This is a genomic window from Atlantibacter subterraneus, assembly GCF_007570865.1.
Lineage (GTDB): Bacteria > Pseudomonadota > Gammaproteobacteria > Enterobacterales > Enterobacteriaceae > Atlantibacter > Atlantibacter subterraneus.
The window spans coordinates 67,100-87,357 of the sequence record NZ_VLPS01000001.1; the positions used below are offsets into that span (position 1 = coordinate 67,100).

Annotated in this window: 20 protein-coding genes; 14 read left to right on the plus strand and 6 right to left on the minus strand. The window is 56.3% G+C overall.

What is annotated here, in order from left to right; all coding sequences use genetic code 11:
- Positions 1-2: 2 nt before the first annotated feature.
- The 4 genes from FND52_RS00285 to FND52_RS00300 all read left to right on the plus strand — a co-directional run bounded on the left by FND52_RS00285 (position 3) and on the right by FND52_RS00300 (position 3,683).
- Positions 3-920, plus strand: coding sequence for a fimbrial protein (locus tag FND52_RS00285; RefSeq protein WP_144128966.1), 918 nt, complete (start codon positions 3-5; stop codon positions 918-920).
- Entirely contained in the window at positions 917-1,408 is a 492-nt protein-coding gene (locus FND52_RS00290; protein WP_167509309.1) for a fimbrial protein, read from the plus strand. Before FND52_RS00285 ends, FND52_RS00290 begins: the two co-directional genes overlap by 4 nt.
- Before the next feature lie 8 nt (positions 1,409-1,416).
- Complete coding sequence (locus FND52_RS00295) at positions 1,417-1,944, plus strand: fimbrial protein (RefSeq protein ID WP_144128967.1); 528 nt, start codon at positions 1,417-1,419, stop codon at positions 1,942-1,944.
- 203 nt (positions 1,945-2,147) lie between these two features.
- Entirely contained in the window at positions 2,148-3,683 is a 1,536-nt protein-coding gene (locus FND52_RS00300; RefSeq protein WP_244290526.1) for a PglL family O-oligosaccharyltransferase, read from the plus strand.
- 32 nt (positions 3,684-3,715) lie between these two features.
- Here the strand turns inward: FND52_RS00300 and rnk are convergent, their stop codons facing one another.
- A complete protein-coding gene (rnk, locus tag FND52_RS00305) occupies positions 3,716-4,126 on the minus strand; it encodes a nucleoside diphosphate kinase regulator (protein WP_125294583.1) in 411 nt (136 codons plus the stop codon).
- A gap of 149 nt (positions 4,127-4,275) precedes the next feature.
- Complete coding sequence (locus tag FND52_RS00310; protein ID WP_125294582.1) at positions 4,276-5,652, minus strand: GntP family permease; 1,377 nt, start codon at positions 5,650-5,652, stop codon at positions 4,276-4,278.
- A 343-nt stretch (positions 5,653-5,995) separates the two neighbouring features.
- Between FND52_RS00310 and FND52_RS00315 the strand changes: the two genes are divergently transcribed.
- Complete coding sequence (locus tag FND52_RS00315; protein WP_144128969.1) at positions 5,996-6,826, plus strand: alpha/beta fold hydrolase; 831 nt, start codon at positions 5,996-5,998, stop codon at positions 6,824-6,826.
- A 14-nt stretch (positions 6,827-6,840) separates the two neighbouring features.
- Here the strand turns inward: FND52_RS00315 and rna are convergent, their stop codons facing one another.
- Positions 6,841-7,647 carry a ribonuclease I gene (gene rna / locus FND52_RS00320; RefSeq protein WP_425277902.1) on the minus strand — a complete coding sequence of 269 codons (807 nt, stop codon included), beginning with the start codon at positions 7,645-7,647 and terminating at the stop codon, positions 6,841-6,843.
- 102 nt (positions 7,648-7,749) lie between these two features.
- Entirely contained in the window at positions 7,750-9,126 is a 1,377-nt protein-coding gene (gene dcuC, locus FND52_RS00325) for an anaerobic C4-dicarboxylate transporter DcuC (protein ID WP_125294579.1), read from the minus strand.
- A 441-nt stretch (positions 9,127-9,567) separates the two neighbouring features.
- Between dcuC and FND52_RS00330 the strand changes: the two genes are divergently transcribed.
- From FND52_RS00330 to cspE, 7 genes are all read left to right on the plus strand, one after another.
- Complete coding sequence (locus FND52_RS00330) at positions 9,568-9,957, plus strand: hypothetical protein (RefSeq protein ID WP_244290527.1); 390 nt, start codon at positions 9,568-9,570, stop codon at positions 9,955-9,957.
- A 63-nt stretch (positions 9,958-10,020) separates the two neighbouring features.
- A complete protein-coding gene (locus FND52_RS00335) occupies positions 10,021-10,356 on the plus strand; it encodes a copper-binding protein (RefSeq protein WP_125294578.1) in 336 nt (111 codons plus the stop codon).
- 11 nt (positions 10,357-10,367) lie between these two features.
- The gene (locus tag FND52_RS00340) at positions 10,368-11,630 is read left to right on the plus strand and encodes a TolC family protein (protein ID WP_144128971.1); all 1,263 of its coding nucleotides are present in this window, start codon (positions 10,368-10,370) and stop codon (positions 11,628-11,630) included.
- A complete protein-coding gene (locus FND52_RS00345) occupies positions 11,620-13,050 on the plus strand; it encodes an efflux RND transporter periplasmic adaptor subunit (RefSeq protein ID WP_144128972.1) in 1,431 nt (476 codons plus the stop codon). The genes FND52_RS00340 and FND52_RS00345 overlap by 11 nt, the downstream gene beginning before the upstream one ends.
- Positions 13,047-16,184, plus strand: a complete 3,138-nt coding sequence (locus tag FND52_RS00350; RefSeq protein ID WP_144128973.1) for an efflux RND transporter permease subunit — start codon at positions 13,047-13,049, stop codon at positions 16,182-16,184. The genes FND52_RS00345 and FND52_RS00350 overlap by 4 nt, the downstream gene beginning before the upstream one ends.
- Positions 16,185-16,363: 179 nt before the next feature.
- Positions 16,364-16,897, plus strand: a complete 534-nt coding sequence (pagP, locus tag FND52_RS00355; protein WP_280114059.1) for a lipid IV(A) palmitoyltransferase PagP — start codon at positions 16,364-16,366, stop codon at positions 16,895-16,897.
- 202 nt (positions 16,898-17,099) lie between these two features.
- Entirely contained in the window at positions 17,100-17,309 is a 210-nt protein-coding gene (cspE, locus tag FND52_RS00360; RefSeq protein ID WP_002436076.1) for a transcription antiterminator/RNA stability regulator CspE, read from the plus strand.
- A 225-nt stretch (positions 17,310-17,534) separates the two neighbouring features.
- On the opposite strand, the gene crcB is transcribed toward cspE, so the two are convergent.
- Positions 17,535-17,918 carry a fluoride efflux transporter CrcB gene (gene crcB / locus FND52_RS00365; protein ID WP_144128975.1) on the minus strand — a complete coding sequence of 128 codons (384 nt, stop codon included), beginning with the start codon at positions 17,916-17,918 and terminating at the stop codon, positions 17,535-17,537.
- 105 nt (positions 17,919-18,023) lie between these two features.
- Here crcB and FND52_RS00370 point away from each other — a divergent pair, with 105 nt between their 5' ends.
- Positions 18,024-18,812: a deaminated glutathione amidase gene (locus tag FND52_RS00370; protein WP_144128976.1), complete on the plus strand. Its 789-nt coding sequence runs from the start codon at positions 18,024-18,026 to the stop codon at positions 18,810-18,812.
- 126 nt (positions 18,813-18,938) lie between these two features.
- On the plus strand, positions 18,939-19,142 hold the full coding sequence (tatE, locus tag FND52_RS00375; protein WP_002436071.1) for a twin-arginine translocase subunit TatE: 204 nt from the start codon (positions 18,939-18,941) through the stop codon (positions 19,140-19,142).
- 87 nt (positions 19,143-19,229) lie between these two features.
- Here tatE and lipA read toward each other — a convergent pair whose 3' ends face one another.
- A complete protein-coding gene (lipA, locus tag FND52_RS00380; RefSeq protein ID WP_125294571.1) occupies positions 19,230-20,195 on the minus strand; it encodes a lipoyl synthase in 966 nt (321 codons plus the stop codon).
- Positions 20,196-20,258: the final 63 nt, after the last annotated feature.

The window sequence follows — 20,258 nt, forward strand, 5'->3', positions numbered from 1 at the left end:
AAATGAAAAATCATTTTTTTATTTTTTTACTGAGAATACTGTTAATTTTTGTCGCCGGTAACAACGTTGCTAATGCGACGTGTTTAATAGACCCTGATGATCCTCCTCAAGTGATTTATCATTATGATTTTGGAAACATTATTGTTCCTCCTAATGCCAGGGTTGGGGATGATCTGGCAACAATGACGCAAGGAGACCCAAATGATAGTTCTCTCGAATGTAATGATGATCCAGGAACCATTACTGACTGGATGGTTGCCCCATGGACAACGTTAACCAGCGTTAGCTATACATTTGCAACTAATATACCTGGTGTGGGGATAAAGGTAGTGACTGCGGGTGGCTGGCCTTATTCTAATGATGGTAATCCAAGGCAATTTACTCATGGGCGTATGTTGGTTGGCGCTGCAACTGTTCATTTAATTAAAACCGACGAAATTTTAAATGGCGGTGCGTTAACTACGGGTCTGGTTGGCGAAGTTAGAGATGATTTTAATCATAATGTTGTCCAGGTGGTTCTGACCAACGCGACGATTTCTCTCCCGGCCTGCAATCTTAACAATGGCAACCCGATTGACGTAGATTTTGGCAGCGCGGTCGCCGTCACCGATGTCGCCGCCGGAACAGTGGAAAAATCCATTGATTACACGCTGACCTGTACCTACGACAACTATGGCCTGAAAATGAAAATTCTCGGTACTCCGGCCAGCTTTGATAACGATCTGCTTCAGACCGATATTAACGAAATGGGTATCAAAATTACCGCTAACGGCACGGCGTTGCCGCTGAATACCGATCTGAATTTTGCCTCTGCCGCCGCCAAACCGGCGCTGAAAGCCATACTGACCCAGCAGCCGGGCGCGCGCCTGCCCACCGGGGCCTTTACCGCCAGCGCAACCATGAGGGTGGAATATCAATGAAACCTTTCTTAACCGCTTTACTGGTTGCGGCGACGGGCGGTTTAGTTCAGGCCGCCAGCGCTCAGGACGTCAATATGACTTTTCACGGCACGCTGGTCGCGCCGCCCTGTACCATCAGCAACGGCCAGACCATAGAAGTGGACTTTGGCGACGATCTCGGCGTCGAGAAGATCGACGGGAATAACTATAAACAAAACGTCAATTACAGCATCACCTGCACTACCGGTTACACCCCGTATAATCTGGCGGTTGTGGTGGACACAGCCAGCCCGGCTTCTTTCGACAGCTCGGCAATCCAGACGGATAAACCTGACCTGGGCATTCGTATCCTGGTCGACGGCCAACCGGCGACCTTCGCGCAGCGTGTCGCGGTCAGCGATTCTACCACGCCGCCTAAGATAGAAGCGGTGCCCGTACAATCCCTCGGCGCGGTGCTAAGCGCAGGCACGTTTGAAGCGTCAATGACATTGCGCGTTGATTATATTTAGAGGAAACCATGAAAAAATTTGTTTCCTGTACTGCGGCTTTGCTGTGTCTGGCCGGTAGCCATCACGCCCTGGCGGCGGATAACGTCCATTTTTCCGGTACGTTAATCGCGATTTCCTGCACTCTGCCGGACAGCGATAAAGATATCACTCTGGATTTCGGCACGGTGATTGAAAAATCCCTTTACCAGTATCAGCGCACTAAAAGCCAGCCGTTCACTATCCACCTGGAAAACTGCAACCCGGCAATCGCGGGCAGTGTAAATGTCACCTTTCAGGGCATTGCAGACAGCGAGCTGACCAATTTACTGGCGCTGGACAGCGTCAGCACGGCAAAAGGGGTGGCGCTTGGCCTTGAACTGGCGGACGGCACGCCGTTGGCGATCAATAAAGCAGCGCCCTGGGTTCCGCTGGCGAGCGGCAATAATAGTCTTAACTTCAACGCTTATATCCAGGCTCTGCCGTCGCAGATCGCAGCCAGGTCACTGACGGCAGGGGACTTTATCGCTACCAGCACCTTTGTGCTGTCTTATCAGTAAGATCTTACAGGCAGATAAACAGGTAAAGCGGATTAAGGCTCGCCGCCTTTGATGAATAAAAGGGTAACGGTCTGTGGTTCGCCAGTTATCTTTCAGGTTAATAAAGCGAACATTTAATAGACGTTGTTAATATGCGATCTCTTTTTTTATTTCTCGCGCTCTGTCTGATGGGGATGTATATCCCAGGCTCAGGCGGTTCAGGCGTGGCGTTACCTTATAATTTACTGCTTATTGGCTGGTCAGGCTTAGTCTTACTTACCCTGACATTTATAAAAAAAAGTCACGCGCTGCGAGCTGAGCGCCAGCCTCTGGTGACTATCGGTTGCCTGCTGTTGCTGCTGCCATGGCTGATCCAGGCCAGAGGCAACCCCGGCGTCTGGGGATTGTTGGCAGCGCTGATACTGTGGCTATGGCTGCTGCTTCAGTCATTCGGGCCGCAACAAAAGCAGTGGATTTTATCAGCGATATTCGTGCTGGCGATTTGCCAGTGCGCAATCAGTATTATTCAGGTGTTCTTCCCAGCCCTGGCGGTGCGGTGGTTTGAGTTTGACTGGCTACGCAACCATGGGCGTCCCTACGGCATTTTCCAGCAGGTTAATCTGTTGGCCAGCTTTCTGGCGACCGGGCTGGGATGCGGATTTTTGTTACTTATGCGGGAGGCCCGCCGTCGCTACACCTCTGTTTTGATCGCGGGACTGGGGCTGCTGGCATTTTGCCTCACGTTAAGTCAGTCGCGGGCTGGTGCCATCGGCGCAGGGAGTATCGTGGCGATCCTGATAGTTATACAAGGATGGAAAAGTCCGCGCCGCATAGTTATCGCTATAGCGGCGATGGCGTTTTGCGTGGCGGCGGGGTGGTATATCACCCGTCATGTGCAGATATGGGTTAACGGCCAGCCGTATTTACTGGCGCGCGAGTACGGTACCTCCACCCATGAGCGCTGGCATATTCTGACCATCAGCTGGCAAATGATCCTGCAAAAGCCCTGGTTCGGCTGGGGCTACGGCACATTTGAATACCAGTTCAGTCGCTATGTACTGGCGCATCCCGAACTGCCCTATACCTATTCCAGTATCGTGACCCACCCGCATAATGAATTGATTTACGCCTGGTTTCAGGGCGGGATTACGGCGGTGACTGGCGTGATGACCCTGTTTTTCGGCTGGATGGTTATGGTGATCCGCGCTATGCGGCGTAGCCGGTTGGCGGTGGGATATACGATGCTGATCGTCCCCCTGCTGGTTCACCTGAATCTGGAATACCCTTTTTATCAGTCATTTATTCATCTGGCGTTGTTTATTGTATTGCTGCGTCTGGGATGCGCTGAAATGGCGCAACCGGAAACGCGCGCGGCGTTATACCCGTCGCGCGTGGGTTACGTCGTATCCGGCATGGCGCTATTAGCGTTCAGCGTCACCGGTTTATATGCCAACCGGCAACTCACTACGCTGGAAAGAAATGGGTTTAGCGGTTTTCCGGTGCCTGCGCCCTGGTACTTCGCCAGCCAGTTTGAGCGTGCTGATTTCGATGCGATGGTGGCGCGGTTGATACGCTATAACCAGTCCCGGGATGAGAGTGAACTCGACAGATTTATGCAGCAGGCGCAGCGCTGGTCGCTACGGCATAACGATAAAAACGTCTGGCTCAGTATGATGATGATTGCCCGATATCGTGGTGAAACAGAAAAGGCGTTGCAGATGCAGGCGTTGTACCGTCGGTTGTTTCCGCTCCAGCAATAATCAAAGAGGGCGCGGAGCGCCCTCTTAATGGATTAGCGAAGATACTCGCCCGCCGCTTCCGGCTGATACAGCAGTTCCAGCACTTCGAGGTGCGTCTCGTTGCCGTTGGGCAGCGTCCAGTGGATGGCATTGCCGACGCGCAAGCCCAACAGCGCCGCGCCCACCGGGGCCATTACTGACAGCTCTTCCGCGCTGTCGCGCACCTGGTTCGGATAGACCAGCGTGCGGATGTACTCTTCGTTGGTCGCCAAATCGCGAAAACGCACTTTGCTGTTCATGGTCACCACATCGGCAGGCATCTCCTCCGGGCGGCACATTTGCGCGCGATCCAACTCCTCATTCAACGCGTCGGCTACCGGCAAACTGGCGAACGCCGGTTGCTCCAGCAGGCGGTCGATGCGTTCGGCATCAAGGTCATTAATAATAATGGCAGGTCTGGACATCGTTTACTCCATGTCATTGGCGCGCCATATCGCGCGGCACGAATTTTTCCAAAGAAAAACCCTCACCGTCAAAAGCGATGAGGGTTAACTAAGGGGATGATACTTATCCAGGCCGAACTAATGAAGTGATATATCTCACGAATTCAGGCTTACAGGATCATACTGCCCACGGCAGCCAGCAGGAAGGCGATGGTGCCCAGCAGGGTTTCCATCACGGTCCAGGTTTTCAGCGTGGTTTTCTCGTCCATTTCCAGGAAGCGACCCACCAGCCAGAAGCCGGAATCGTTCACGTGTGACAGCACCGTTGCGCCGCCCGCGATGGCGATAACGATAAAACACAGGTCAAACTGGCTCAGACCCGGCGTTGCCTGCACCATCGGCGCAATCAGCGCGGCGGTGGTGGTCAGCGCCACGGTGGCGGAACCCTGCGCCACGCGCAGTGCGGTAGAGATAACGAACGCCGCCACGATAATCGGCAAGCCGGTATCCGCCAGCACGCCAGCCAGCGCGTCGCCGATGCCGCTGGCGCGCAGTACGCCACCGAACATGCCGCCCGCGCCGGTCACCAGGATGATGCCGCAGATCGGGCCCAGCGCGCCTTCACAGATTTTTTCCAGATGCTGACGAGTGTGGTTCTTGCTGAATACCGCCAGCGCGAAGAACACGGTGATCAGCAGCGCTACCGGCGTTTTACCCAGCATGCGCAGGAAGTTCACCACGGTATTGTCGCCGCTGACCCAGCCCAGCACTTTGGCGGTGTTCAGGCCGGTATCAAGGAAAATCAGTACCAGCGGCAGCAGCAGGATGGTCAGCACCATGCCGAATGAAGGCGGCTGGTGGTTGGCATCGACTTCCACATCGCCCAGGAAAGATTTAGGCAGTTTGACGTCGAATTTTTTACCGGCGTACAGGCCAAACAGATAGGCACCGAAGTACCAGGTCGGAATCGCGATAATCAGACCCAGCAGCACCAGCAGGCCGATGTTGGCACCGAGCAGCTCGCTCGCGGCAACCGGGCCCGGATGCGGCGGAACCAGGGCATGCATTACCGCGAATGCGCCTGCCGCAGGCAGGGCGTATTTCAGGGTCGAGCCGCCAAACTGTTTTGCCACGCTAAAGATAATCGGCAGCATCACCACCAGACCGGCGTCGAAGAAAATCGGGAAGCCGAACAGCAGTGAAGCGATACCCAGCGCAAACGGCGCGCGGTGGGAGCCAAATTTATTAATCAGGGTATCCGCCAGCACTTTCGCGCCGCCGGAGACTTCCAGCAAACGTCCAATCATCGCGCCCAGACCAACCAGCAGGGCGACGCCCGCCAGGGTGCTGCCGAAGCCGCTCAGAATGGTAGGGACAATTTTGTCGAACGGGACTTTGGTGACCAGTGCGACCACAATGCTCACCACCGTCAGGGCCAAAAAGGCGTGCACGCGAAAGCGCATGATCAACACCAGCAGCAGCGCAACGGCCCCTGCGGCGATACCAAGCAGCGTTCCCGCGCCGTATGCGTATGTCATTTCTGTCATCATCAATTTCCTCTGCATTCAATTCAGGGAGAAGGCAGGATGAGCGCCGTGTTCCTCACTGATACCGGTAACATGATACTGGTAACATCGGTAGGGATGTAAATAACTCCGGCGTGTTTATTAACATTTTGAGAGCGGCATCAAACATCTGTAATAAATGCAATTCATCGTTTTCATTCGCAAAGCAGCCTGAAACCGATCCAACATATTGATTTTAGACCTCATCGGGAAACCTGCCGCAGCGCTGCCCGTGAAAAGTGTTTTTAACGGCCTCGCCCTGTCAGCGGGTAGCTATTCTTAAGGAGTTTGTCTGGCCAGTCACCACAACCCCTGAGGAGTTCCCATGAGCGATATTGATAAAATCACGCTAAGCGACGGCAGTTATCTTTACTTCAAAGACTGGGGATCGGGGCAGCCGATCGTATTCAGCCACGGCTGGCCGCTGACGGCGGATGCGTTTGAAGATCAGATGCTGTTTTTAGGGCAGCAGGGCTACCGCGTGATCGCCCACGACCGGCGCGGCCATGGACGCTCTTCCCAGCCCTGGGAGGGGCACAATATGGATCGCTATGCCGATGACTTAGCGGAACTGACGGCGCATCTCGATTTGCAGGACGCAATCCACGTCGGGCACTCTACCGGCGGTGGCGAAGTGGCGCGTTACATCGGACGGCACGGCACCGCGCGTGTAGCCAAAGCGGTATTAATCGGCGCAGTGACGCCGATTATGATCAATACCGATTTTAATCCGAATGGCGTACCGAAGTCGGTGTTTGACGGCATTCGCGACGGCGTCATCAACGATCGCGCCGCGTTTTTTAAAGAGCTGACGCTGGCGTTTTACGGCTACAACCGCGACGGCGCGCAGCCGTCGGAAGAGGTGCGCAATAGCTTTGTTCGTCAGGGCATGCAGGGGTCGATTAAGGCGCTTTATGACTGTATTAAAGCGTTTTCAGAAACTGATTTGCGGGAAGATTTGCGCAAAATGACGGTGCCGACGCTGGTGATCCACGGCGACGACGATCAGATTGTTCCCTTCGAAACCTGCGGCAAAGTGGCGGCAGAGATACTGCCTGACGCCACGCTGAAGGTTTACAAAGGGGGTTCGCACGGTATCTGCACTACCCATAAGCAGCAGATCAACCAGGACTTACTGGAATTTATTGGTCGTTAACGCCAACCCTGACCTTAATACCCGACTTCATCCAGGCGGAACTGCTTGCCGCAGTTGCCGGGATGGGGTTGGGCGCTAAACGAGGCGGGGCTGAGCGGCGCATTGATGGCGGCGGCGTTCAGCGAAATCTGCATCTCGGTAAGATAAGCCGGATTGCCGCTGCATATCAGCTTAAAGGCCCGCACGTTCTGTTTGCCAAATGACGCTGCTACCGCGTTATCAAAGGCTTTGCGCGAAACGGTTTCCCCATAGTGGGCAGCAATAAACGCGCCCAGCGGGCTCTGTTTCACTTCGCTGTTCATGCGCACCATAGTGGTGAAATAGGCATCCGGGTCGAAGCCGAAGCAGACGCCGTGTTTGGCGAACTCATAACGCTCCAGGCAGGAGGTGCCGCCTGCGGCAGGCATTACGCTACTGAGTTTGGCGGCGGCTTCCAGCGACAGGCCGGTTTCGGCGGCGGCGCATTTCTGCCCGACCCGGGCTTCCGGCATATTCGGCACCGGGCGGGTAGCGCAGCCGAAGCGCATCCAGCGCTTTTCGTCGACGCCGCGTGCGGAAATCGACTTCGGCAGGCCTGGCCACAGCCCGTGCACGGTTAAAAAGGCGCGCTTATCGTCCTGCTCTTTTTGCAGGCGGCATTCATCGGTTTCATTGCGGTTACGGTCGTGCTGCTCCTGGCAAAAACCGGTCTGCCAGGAAAGCGCCAGCACGTAGCGATCAAAATCGCTATAGCGTTGCGCCACCAGCGGCGTGGTTTGCGCGGCGGCGAAAGGTGAGAGCAGCACGCTGCAAACCAGTGCGGCGGCTGCGCTGTTCATCATTTTTAGCATTAATGGTTTCTTTGATTTCATTTAGTCACGGTATTAAAGCATAAAAAAAGCGCCGAACCGGCGCTTTTTCACTGTGACGAGCCGGTAACGGCGTTACGGCAGCAGCGCCGCCGACGGCACCAGAATTTCGGTGGCGATAATCACCACAATCAGGCCCACCAGCACCGGTACGGAGGTGCGTTTTACCACTTCAAACGGGGAGATTTTCGCCATCCCTGCCACGGCCACTACCACGCCGGAAACCGGGGAGATGGTACGGCCCAGGTTGGAAGCCTGCAACATCGGAATCGTCAGATAAGCGGGGTTGATGCCGGAGCTGTGCGCCAGTTTCGGGATCATCTCGACGAACGCATAGAACGGCGCGTTGCCGGAGCCGGTCGTCATCGCTGCCAGCATGGTGAGGATCACCAGCACCAGCATCAGGATAATACTGGCCGAACCAAACGAGGTGGCGATAGAGATCAGCCCCTGGATAAAGCCGATGGTGCTCAGGCCCTGGGCGAACACCCCGGCAGCCACCAGCAGCATCACCACGTTGGCAAACGCATCCGCCATGCCGCGATACGCCACTTCCAGACCGGAATAGACTTTCTGAGTGTTAAAGCCGCGCACAAATTCAATCACCGCCGCCAGCGCAATGCAGATCACCAGAATGGTGATGATATGCAGCTGCGGACCCCATTTGCCGTCGAAAATCAGCACGCCGATAATCGGCGTAAACGGCAGGATGGCGTAAAACGACGGGGCCGTGGTCTGGATTTCGCTGACATCGAGCATTTCATGGCTGACCTGCTCTTTATTATCCAGATAGCGCTGCCAGAAATAGTGGGCAATCGCCATAGCGATAATAGCGGCGATGGAAATCGGCAGGGTAGTTTTGAAGGCGAAGTCGATCAGCGGCATCTCTGCGGCCTGGGCTGCCAGCACCACGTCGCCGGAGGTCGGTGACAGGATAATCGCCGCCGGAGAGGCGCAAATCGCCGCTGCCGCGCCGCGGCTGATACCGACGTTAACCATTACCGGGAACAGCGTCGCCATCAGCAGTACGCCAAGGCCGGTGGCGGATGATACCGCCAGCGACATCAGGCAGGCCACGAAGTAGGCGGCAATCATCAGAATATACGGGGAGTTGATATATTGTAGCGGTTTGGACGCCAGCTTAACCACCATATCGTTAGCGCCGATATGGGTCATGTAGGCCGCAAAACCGCACAGCATCATGATCATCATGCCGAGATCGCCACCACGGCTCATCAGCAGGATTTTGATGTACTCAAAAATATCGGTGGCGGTGTAGCCCGTGGATGTGGCGCTGGACGGCAGCACTTTATGGCCCATCAGGGCGCTAACGATTAACAGCGCCAGACCGCCGACAAACAGCACGCCGGTGGCTGAATAGCCTTTAATGATATAGCGCGCGACGCCAATAATGACGACCAGTCCTATCAGAAGTTCTAAAAAGGTCAGCATAAAGCCCTCATATTTCGACAGTGAAAACACGACTGGTCGAATAAACGAAATGGAAGGTGAATGATTTCTACGATCAATCGTTGCGGATTTTGCGGATAAGCCATAAATGTTTTCTGACAAATATCAAGAAACAAATAACTAGTAACTATTTATATGTAGGAAAGTGGTTAACGGATGTTTTTTATGCTGCGATTACAAGGGATTGTGATGGATTGTGTGGGCTACGTTTGTCATGCTTTTGGAAGTTGTTGTGATTATGGGCAAATAAAAACAATTCCCGCGACAGCTAATAACAAATTAAAAATACAGATTAACTTTTAATTCACAATTAATGGTGCCAAATGTAAAGCATTAAAAATCCGCTTTATTTCTAAATTTTTCACCGCTTATACTCGGCCCATTGCAGGCTTTATTAAGACCACCATGAACCGTCGCTCCCTGATGAAAACAGTACGCGTATTACGTCAGCATCTCTGGATGCTGGCGATGGCGTTGGGTTTTCTGCTGGTGGCGGGCCAGACGGCGCAGGCATCCCACGGTTGCCCGCTCGATCTTGAAGGCCAGGTGGTCAGCGTTCAGCATCAGGATCACCTGATGGGCCATGACGCATCGCCATCGCACTCTACCGCGTCTCCGCTTTGCGAAAAGCACTGCGTCCCTGACGTGATGCAAAAAGAGAGTTCGCAAATTAATCTGGTGGCGCTGCCGGTGGTGGATACCCTGGCGGTGATTGAACCGCAGTGCGTTCAGCACATCGACACCCACTGGTCTTTAACCCCTCCCGCAGCAGGGCCGCCGGCAACCATCCGGTTTTGCCGGTTCAGAGAATAACTCCCACATCGTCAACCGTTTTTTACGCGTTAATTTTTTATCGACTTTGTTGGAGTAACTACAATGGCTTTAATTTCACGACTGCTGCCGGTTGCAGCGCTGCTGTTCACCTTTTCCGCCTTTTCCGCTGCGGACGACACCGCCCATCACCATCACGCCATGAATATGTCTGCCGAACAGCCGGTATGGCAAAGCGAAGGCGTGGTGAAAAAAATCACCGACCGCCAGATCACTATTGCTCACCAGGCTATCGGGGCGCTTAACTGGCCGCCGATGACCATGGCGTTTGACCGTCCTGCCGGGCAGGAGACGCCGGTGCAGCCGGGTGAGAAGGTAGCATTCTCCTTCACCCAGACCGACAGTGGCTATCAGCTCGTTCGCATCACGCCTGCGCAATAACCGGAGGCGTTATGAAGCAAACGACCCTGAGCCTCTGGCTCGGCGGGGTTTTGCTCGTCCTGACCAGCGCGGCCGCACAGGCAGCGGCGCTGAGTCTTGAGCAGACCCTCGACCTGGCGGAGCGCTACTCCGCCCAGCTTTCCGCCAACCGCAACCAGGTGCGCGCTTTTGGCGCGATGGCCGATTCCGCGCGCCAGTTGCCCGATCCGGAACTGAAATTTGGTATCGAAAACCTGCCGGTGCAGGGCAGCAATGCCCATCGCTTTACCCGTGAAGGGATGACCATGCAGCGCGTTGGCGTGATGCAGAAGTATGTGAGCGCCGACAAACGTGACCGCAAGGCCGACACGCTGCTGGCACAGTCGGCCAGCGCCAGCGCCCAGGCGCAGGTGATCCGCGCGCAGTTACAGCGGGATACCGCCCAGGCGTGGCTGGATCTGGCGCTGTCGGAAAAAGCCGTCGCGGCGGCGCGGCAGCTATTACAGGAAACCGAAAAGCAGATCCCGGTGCAGCGCAGCGGCGTGGCCAGCGGTTCGGCGTCTGCGTCCGGGGCGCTGGCGCTGCAAACCACACTATCCGCCCTGCGCGATAACCTGACGCTGGCGGAGCGCGACGTCCGGCTGGCGCAAACTCGCCTGTACCAACTCACCGGTGAAAATATCGATAACGTCGCCGGGGCGCTGCCGCGCTATCAGCGGCTGCCCGCCGATGAGCAGGTGCTCGAACAGGGCGTGGCTGCGCATCCGGAAGTGGTGCTGGCCGCCCGGGAAGCCGACGTGGCGAAAGCCCGCTCGGCGCAGTCGGCGGTGGCGTCGAAGCCCGACGTCGGCGTGGAGGTTTATTACGCCCGACGCGCCGAGGAGTATGGTGATTTGGCCGGGGTGATGTTCACCGTGGATATGCCGCTGTTCCAGTCCCATCGTCAGGATAAAGACTATGCCGCCGATGTCTCGCGGGCCATGGAGGCCAACGACCAGCTGGCGCAGGCGACCCGCGACCGGGTGGCGTTAGTGCGCAGTCTGGTGGCGGAATACCAGGCGGCGCAAACCCTGTGGAGCCGCAAGCAGCAGGAAATCGTGCCGCTTAATCAACAGCGCCTGAAAGTGATCAATGCAGAATACCGTTCCGGGCAGGCATCGCTGGATGCGGTGCTCGAGGCGCGGCGCGGCCTGTTGGATGCACAGCTTGGCGCAATTAATGCCGAAAAAGAGATGGCGCAGCGCTGGGCCGCCGTCCGATATCTGACGGTGCAAGGAGCCACCCATGAACAGTAAATCCCTCTCACTTATCGCGCTGGTGGTCGGCGCGGCGCTGGCCGGCGGCTACTGGCTGGGGCAACAGCATCATGCGACATCCACCGCCACTGACCAGCCGGAGCGCAAAGTGCTCTACTGGTACGATCCGATGGTGCCGGGCCAGCGCTTTGATAAGCCGGGCAAATCACCGTTTATGGATATGGAGTTGCAGCCGCGCTACGCCGATGAAGCAGCTGACCAGGCGGGTGTGTCGATCAGCCCCCGCCAGCAGCAGAATCTCGGCATCCGCACCGCCAGAGCGGAGAGGCGCGAGTTGGTTGCCCCGTTTACTGCTTACGCCACGGTGCAGAACGATGAGCGCAGCAGCGAAATCATTCCGGCCCCGGCATCGGGCGTGGTGGAAAAACTTTACGTGCGTGCGCCACTACAGGCGGTGAAAAAGGGCGAACCGCTGGCGCAGCTGTGGATCCCGGAATGGACCGCTGCCCAGCAGGAGTACCTCGCGGTGCGTTTGCTGGGGGATAGCGCATTAACTGCCGCCGCGCGCGAGCGGCTGGCGTTGCAGTTTATGCCGGAAGAGATTATTCGCCGCGTGGAGCGCAGCGGGAAACCGCAAACCCGTCTGGTGCTGCGCGCCGGGCGCGACGGCTATGTGGCGAAGCTGGAGACCCGCGCCGGGGCGCAGGTCAGCGCGACAGCGCCGCTGTTTGAGCTGGCGAGCCTCGACCCGGTATGGGTAGTAGTGGATTACCCGCAATCCCAAGCCCAGGCGCTGCGCCAGGGCGCGACGGTCACGGCAACCACCGAAAGCTATCCCGGCGAAGCGTTCAACGGCAAAGTCAGCGAATTGCTGCCCGCGCTGGAGAGCACTACCCGCACCCTTCAGGCGCGCATCGTCATCGCCAACCCTGACCAGAAGCTCAGGCCGGGTATGTATCTGGCGATCAACCGGGACGCGCAAGAGGCTGGCACGCCGCGCCTGGCAATTCCGGAAGAGTCGTTAATTGAAACCGGCAGCGCCAACCGGGTGCTGGTGGCGGAAGAAGACGGCTTCTTCCGGGCGGTGAACGTGAAAACCGGCATACGCGGCGACGGCTGGGTAGAGATAACGTCCGGGCTGGATGAGGGCATGAAGGTGGTAACTTCCGGGCAATTCCTGATCGACTCGGAAGCCAGCCTGCGCAGCGCGCTGCCGGGCGGGACGATAAAAACCGAGTATCAGGGTACCGGCGTGGTGGAAGCGCTGGAAAACAACAGCATAACGCTGTCCCACGGCCCGATCCCGGCGCTGAAATGGGGCGCGATGACCATGGACTTCGCCCTGAAAACCGCGCAGCCCGACGTCAGGCCGGGGGATAAGGTGCAGTTTTCTTTCACCATGAATGACGACGGCGCGGTCATTACCCATCTGGCACCGTTTAAGGAAGGTGCCCAATGATTGCCGCCATTATTCGAGGCTCGTTGAAAAACCGCTTCCTGGTGCTGATTGCCGCGCTGATGATGGCGGCGTGGGGCATCTGGGCGCTGATGCGCGCCCCGGTGGATGCGCTACCGGACCTGTCGGACGTGCAGGTGATTGTGCGCGTTGCCTATCCCGGCAAAGCGCCGCAGGTGGTTGAGGATCAGGTGACGTATCCGCTCACCACCACCATGCTGTCGGTGCCCGGCGCGAAAACCGTGCGCGGGTTTTCCATGTTTGGCGAAACCTACGTCTATATCCTGTTCGAAGACGGCACCGACCCGTACTGGGCGCGTTCCAGGGTGCTGGAGTATTTAAGCCAGGTGCAGTCGCAACTGCCTGCGGAAGCGAAAGCGTCGCTGGGGCCGGATGCTACCGGTGTAGGCTGGGTCTACGAATACGCGCTGATCGACCGCTCGGGCAAACACAGCCTGGCGGAGCTGCGGGCCTTGCAGGACTGGACGCTGAAGTTTGAACTGAAAACGGTGCCCAACGTGGCGGAGGTGGCGAGCGTCGGCGGCATGGTGCGCCAGTACCAAATCCTGCTGCAGCCGGAGCGGCTGCGGGCGCTGAATATCACCCATCAACAGGTGGTGGACGCGGTCGGCCAGGCCAACCAGGAGAGCGGCGGTTCACTGCTGGAGATGGGCGAAGCGGAGTATATGGTGCGCACCACCGGCTATCTCGCCAGCCTGGAGGATTTCCGCAACGTGGTTATCGCTAACCGCAACGGCGTGCCGGTGCTGCTGTCCGATGTGGCGACGGTGCGCCTCGGGCCGGAAATCCGGCGCGGCGTGGCGGAATACAACGGGGAAGGGGAGGTGACCGGCGGGATTATCGTGATGCGCTACGGTAAAAACGCGCTGGAAACCATCAACGCCGTGAAAGCCAAACTCAACCAGATCCAGCGCACCCTGCCCGCAGGCGTGGAGATCGTACCGGTGTACGATCGTTCAAACCTGATCGAGCACGCTATTGAAAACCTCACCCATAAGCTGATTGAAGAGTTTGTGGTGGTGGCGCTGGTCTGCGTGCTGTTTCTGTTCCACTTCCGCTCGGCGCTGGTGGCGATTATCTCGCTGCCGCTGGGGATTCTGGGCGCGTTTATCATCATGCATTATCAGGGGATCAACGCCAATATTATGTCGCTGGGCGGGATCGCCATCGCTATCGGTGCCATGGTGGATGCGGCGATCGTGATGATCGAAAATATGCACAAGGTGCTGGAGCAGTGGCGGCACGATCGCGACGGCAAAAACCCCAGCGGCGCGGAGTACTGGAAAATTGCCGAACAGGCGGCGGTGGAAGTGGGGCCAGCGCTGTTTTGCAGCCTGTTGATCATCACCCTGTCGTTTATCCCGGTGTTCGCGCTGGAAGCCCAGGAGGGACGGATGTTCTCGCCGCTGGCGTTTACCAAAACCTGGGCGATGGCGGTCTCTGCCGGGTTGGGCATCACGCTGATCCCGGTGCTGATGGGGGCGTTTATTCGCGGGCGCATTCCCGCCGAGCAGGATAACCCGCTCAACCGCTGGCTGATCCGCGCCTACGAGCCGCTGCTGGATAAGGTGCTGAACTGGCCGAAAACCACGGTGGCGCTGGCGTTGATCCTGCTGGTGGCGACGCTGTGGCCGCTGAGCCGCCTCGGCAGCGAGTTTATGCCGCCGCTTGATGAAGGGGATCTGCTGTATATGCCCTCGACGCTGCCGGGTATTTCGGCGCGCGAGGCGGCGAAGCTGCTCCAGCAAACCGACCGGTTAATCAAAACCGTACCGGAAGTGGAAAGCGTGTTTGGTAAAGCCGGACGCGCCGAAACCGCCACCGATCCTGCGCCGCTCACCATGCTGGAAACCACCATCCGCTTTAAACCGCACGATCAGTGGCGGCCTGGCATGACCATGGACAAACTGGTGGAAGAGCTGGACGCGCGGGTGAAGGTGCCGGGCATTGCTAACGTCTGGGTGCCGCCGATCCGCAACCGGCTTGATATGCTGGCGACCGGCATTAAAAGCCCGGTGGGGATTAAGGTCAACGGCAGCCGGATTGAGGACATCGAACGGGTGGCCGGTGAAATCGAACAGCTGGTGAAGTCGGTGCCGGGCGTGACGTCGGCGCTGGCGGAGCGGCTGGAGGGCGGGCGCTATGTGGATATCGTCATCGACCGGCGCAAAGCGGCGCGCTATGGCGTTTCGGTCAGTGAGTTGCAGTCGATGGTCGCCACGCTGGTGGGCGGACAGAATATCGGCGAAACCATCGAAGGACGCGAGCGTTACCCGATTAACGTGCGCTATCCCCGCGAATGGCGCGACAATATCCAGAAACTGCGGGCCTTGCCGGTCATCACTGCCAGCGGCAGCCAGGTTTCGCTGTCGGAACTGGCGGACATCACCGTCGCCGACGGGCCGCCGATGCTGAAAAGCGAAAACGCGCGCCTGTCGAACTGGATTTACGTTGACCTGCGCGGGCGGGATTTAAAATCCGCTGTAGAGGAAATGCAGCAAATCGTCGCGGCGAATGTCACGCTGCCTCAGGGGGTTACGCTTTCCTGGTCGGGGCAGTTTGAATATCTGGAACGCGCCACCGCGACGTTGAAAATCGTGCTGCCGTTTACCCTGCTGATTATTTTCATTCTGCTGTATATCACCTTCCAGCGCTTCAGCGACGCGCTGTTAATAATGGGTACGCTGCCGTTTGCCTTAATTGGCGGGGTCTGGCTGCTGTGGCTGCTGGATTATCATCTCTCGGTGGCGGGAGCGGTGGGCTTTATTGCGCTGGCGGGTGTGGCGGCGGAATTCGGCGTGATTATGGTGCTGTATTTAAATCAGGCGTGGCAGCGTAAGCGGCTTGAGCCCGGCGGCGAGCAAACGCCGCAGCTGTTGCAGGCCATTCATGAAGGTGCGGTGCTGCGCGTGCGCCCGAAAGTCATGACGGTGGCGACCATCATGGCCGGTTTAATGCCGATTATGTGGGGAAGCGGCAGCGGTTCGGAGGTGATGAGCCGCATCGCCGCGCCGATGATTGGCGGCATGATCACCGCACCGCTGCTGTCGATGCTGGTGATCCCGGCGCTGTATCTGTTAATCAAAAAACCCAGGGCTACTGCGCCGCGGAAATAGCGCTTGCCGGGAATGTTGAGAATTATCTGAATATTCCCGGCGCGTTGATGATCTTTCAGGAAATACCCGAGAGACCGTTTAGGGTTGATTAAAATATCCTTTATTAGACTTTAAAAAGTTTAAAAAAGGGTATTTATGACGTGACGGTATTTCAAAAACTTGGTGTTATTTTTATCTTTCTGGCCCCGTTGGTCAGCAACACGGCGACGGCGGCCAAATTACTCGACCATATCGACGCGGGGTATACCACGCTGCGCGATAACGTGGTCGAAACCTGGGACAATCCGCAGCATTACGATTTGTATGTGCCGGTGATCACCTGGCATGCTCGCTACGCCTACGATCATGACAAAGCGAAATCCTATAATGAGCGCCCCTGGGGAGCGGGATTTGGCCAGTCGCGTTGGGATGAGAAAGGCAACTGGCACAGTTTATACGTGATGGCGTTTAAAGATTCGTTTAACAAGTGGGAACCGATTGCCGGTTACGGCTGGGAAGCCACCTGGCGACCGCTCGAAGACGATAAATTTCATGCGGGCCTGGGGTACACCGTCGGTGTGACGGCACGCGATAACTGGCATTACATTCCCGTTCCGGTGCTGCTGCCGATGGCCTCTATCGGCTATGGCCCGGCAAATTTCCAGATGACCTATATCCCGGGCACTTACGGTAACGGGAATGTTTACTTTGCCTGGTTGCGATTTCAGTTCTAAAGGTACAAAAAAAGACTATATTTAAAGAGGTGATGTGGACGTTGAAAACTAAGGGATAAATCGTGGTTCTACCTCTTTCTGATGAAAAGAACGCGACTTTTATCACTTTTTATTAAACTTCGACTGGACAAATGTCACCACAATTGTTGTACTGATGCCCGACACAGCATTTGTGTCGTTTTTTCATGTAAAGGTAATTTTGATGTCTAAGATTAAAGGTAACGTTAAGTGGTTTAATGAGTCCAAAGGATTCGGTTTCATTACTCCGGAAGACGGCAGCAAAGACGTGTTCGTACACTTCTCTGCGATCCAGAGCAATGGTTTCAAAACTCTGGCTGAAGGTCAGCGTGTAGAGTTCGAAATCACTAACGGTGCCAAAGGCCCTTCTGCTGCTAACGTAATCGCTATCTGATTCGGCGTTCAGCAAGAATTCAAAACCCGCTTAAGTGCGGGTTTTTTTTTGCGTCCGGTTTGGCCAATCAGTAAAACAGATAAATCTTCAGAAAGCTCGCCACCACTAACGCTGTAAACAGCAGCGCGCTACCGCTTTGTAGATACTCTCTCATCACATTTCCTCACAACGGGCTTTAGCGCCATCGTTGCAGGGAAAGATTAAGCCAATATTAAGACGGCAGCGTTAGCGGGCGCTAAGTTGAGAAAATAACCAAAATGCGAGCGAGGTCATCATAAATGACCCCAACAGGTTCACCACCACGTTCAACGCCGCCCAGCCAAATCGCCCATCCTGGAGCAAAAACACCACTTCGGCTGAAAAAGTGGAAAAGGTGGTTAATCCGCCGCAAAAGCCGGTGGTGATCAACAATTTCCACATCGGATCGATATGGCTCATGCGGTTGAACCAGGCGAGGCCCGCGCCGATAACAAAGGCACCAATCAGGTTCGCCGTCAGCGTGCCGATGGGGATCGCGTGATGCAGGGGGTTGAGGCGTAAACTGAGTAACCAACGGGTAAGGCTGCCCAACCCGCCGCCAAGAAAAACTGCAATGGCAATATTAATCACATGAATGCCTTGTATCGTTTGGATCAAAGCAAAGAGTGTACCGCTGACGGCATACTTATGGCTATGATTGTGAGAGCAATCACGCTAACCCTCCAGGAGCGCGCAATGAAAGTAGCGGCAGGGCAGTTTGCGGTCACTTCCGACAGTGTTAAAAATGTCGGGATTTGCATCGACTATATGCGTCAGGCGCAGGCGGCGGGCGTGGATCTGCTGGTGCTGCCGGAAGCGCTGCTGGCGCGGGATGACAACGATCCGGATATGTCGGTTAATTCCGCCCAGGCGCTGGAAGGGACGTTCGTTAGCGCGCTGTGTCAGGCGAGCCTTGGCAGCGAAATGATCACGTTTCTCACCATCCATGTGCCGACAACCGCCGGGCGGGCGGCGAATACTCAGGTCGCCTTACGAAATGGAGAGATCGTCGCGGTTTACCAAAAGATTCATCTGTATGATGCGTTCTCGATGCAGGAATCGCGTCTGGTGGACGCAGGGGCGACGGTGGGGCCGCTGGTGGAGGTAGCAGGCATGAAGGTTGGTATGATGACCTGCTACGATCTGCGCTTCCCGGAAATGGCTATCAGCCTGGCGCTTGCTGGCGCAGAGGTGTTAGTGCTGCCAACCGCATGGGTGCGCGGCTCGCTAAAAGAGCACCACTGGTCGACGCTGCTGGCCGCCCGTGCCCTGGACAGTACCTGCTATGTGGTTGCCGCCGGAGAGTGCGGCAACAAGAATATTGGTCAAAGCCGGGTTATCGATCCGCTTGGCGTGACCATCGCCGCCGCGGCGGAAAGCCCGGCGCTGATTGTAACGGACGTGACGGCAGAACGTTTAACAGAAGCGCGCAATAAACTACCGGTCCTGAAGCATCGCCGCTTCGCGCCACCGACATTATTGTGACGTTTTTTTAAGCAGAGCTTGATTCACCTTGTTACAGATTGCTATTGTACGTCCGGCTCAAATAACCGTTAATTGAGTCTGGCTTTTCGGCTGCCATTCCGGCGCCTGTTTATTAAGAAGGTAAGTATGGGTGAGATTAGTATTACCAAACTGCTGGTAGTTGCCGCACTGGTGGTTCTGCTGTTTGGAACCAAAAAGTTACGTACGCTGGGCGGTGACCTGGGTGCAGCCATCAAAGGCTTCAAAAAAGCCATGAATGATGATGAAAACGCGGCGAAAACCACTGCTGCCAACGACGCGACTGGCGAACGCATTGCTCATAAAGAGTAATTGCAGCGACCAGACGTTCAGGTAGAAAAAAACCGGCTCAGTTAAGCCGGTTTTTTTATGTTCTGCGGATCCTAAGGTAACAAACTGTTACTTCACTTCTTCGCCTTTGGCCTGCATATCAGCATGATAAGACGAGCGGACGAACGGGCCGCAGGCGGCATGGGTAAAGCCCATCGCCATGGCTTCGGCTTTCATCTCGTCAAACTCATCAGGGCTGACGTAGCGCTGCACCGGCAGGTGATGGCGGCTCGGCTGCAAGTACTGGCCCAGCGTTAGCATGGTGACGCCGTGGCTGCGTAAATCGCGCATCACTTCGATGATTTCGGCGTTGGTTTCACCCAGGCCAACCATCAAACCGGATTTGGTCGGGATTTCCGGATGCGCTTCTTTAAAACGCTCCAGCAGCTTCAGCGACCAGTTGTAGTCCGCACCTGGACGCACCTGGCGGTAGATACGCGGTACGTTTTCCAGGTTGTGGTTGAACACGTCCGGCGGCGTGGCGTTAAGGATATCGAGCGCCTTGTCCATACGGCCACGGAAGTCAGGCACCAGGGTTTCGATTTTGATATTCGGGCTTTTCTCGCGGATTGCGGTAATGCAATCGGCAAAATGCTGCGCGCCGCCGTCACGTAAATCGTCACGGTCAACGGAGGTGATCACCACATAACGCAGCGCCATATCGGCGATGGTCTGCGCCAGTTTAAGCGGTTCGTTAGCGTCGGGCGCAACCGGGCGACCGTGGGCTACGTCGCAGAACGGGCAGCGACGGGTGCAGATAGCGCCCAGGATCATAAAGGTGGCGGTACCGTGGTTGAAGCACTCGGCGAGGTTAGGGCAGGAAGCCTCTTCACATACCGAATGCAGGCCGTTTTTACGCATGGCTGCTTTGATGCCCTGAATACGCGTCGAGTCGGCAGGAAGTTTGATTTTCATCCATTCCGGCTTTCTTAACAGCGCTTCTCGCTCTGTCGCCACGTTTTTAACCGGGATAAGGGCCATTTTGTCGGCGTCGCGGTATTTAACGCCGCGTTCCATCACGATGGGTTTACTCATAGCATGCGTGTTCCAGTTGCGGATAACGAAGGAAAGCGTCTCAATTCAAGTAAGTGTTGTATT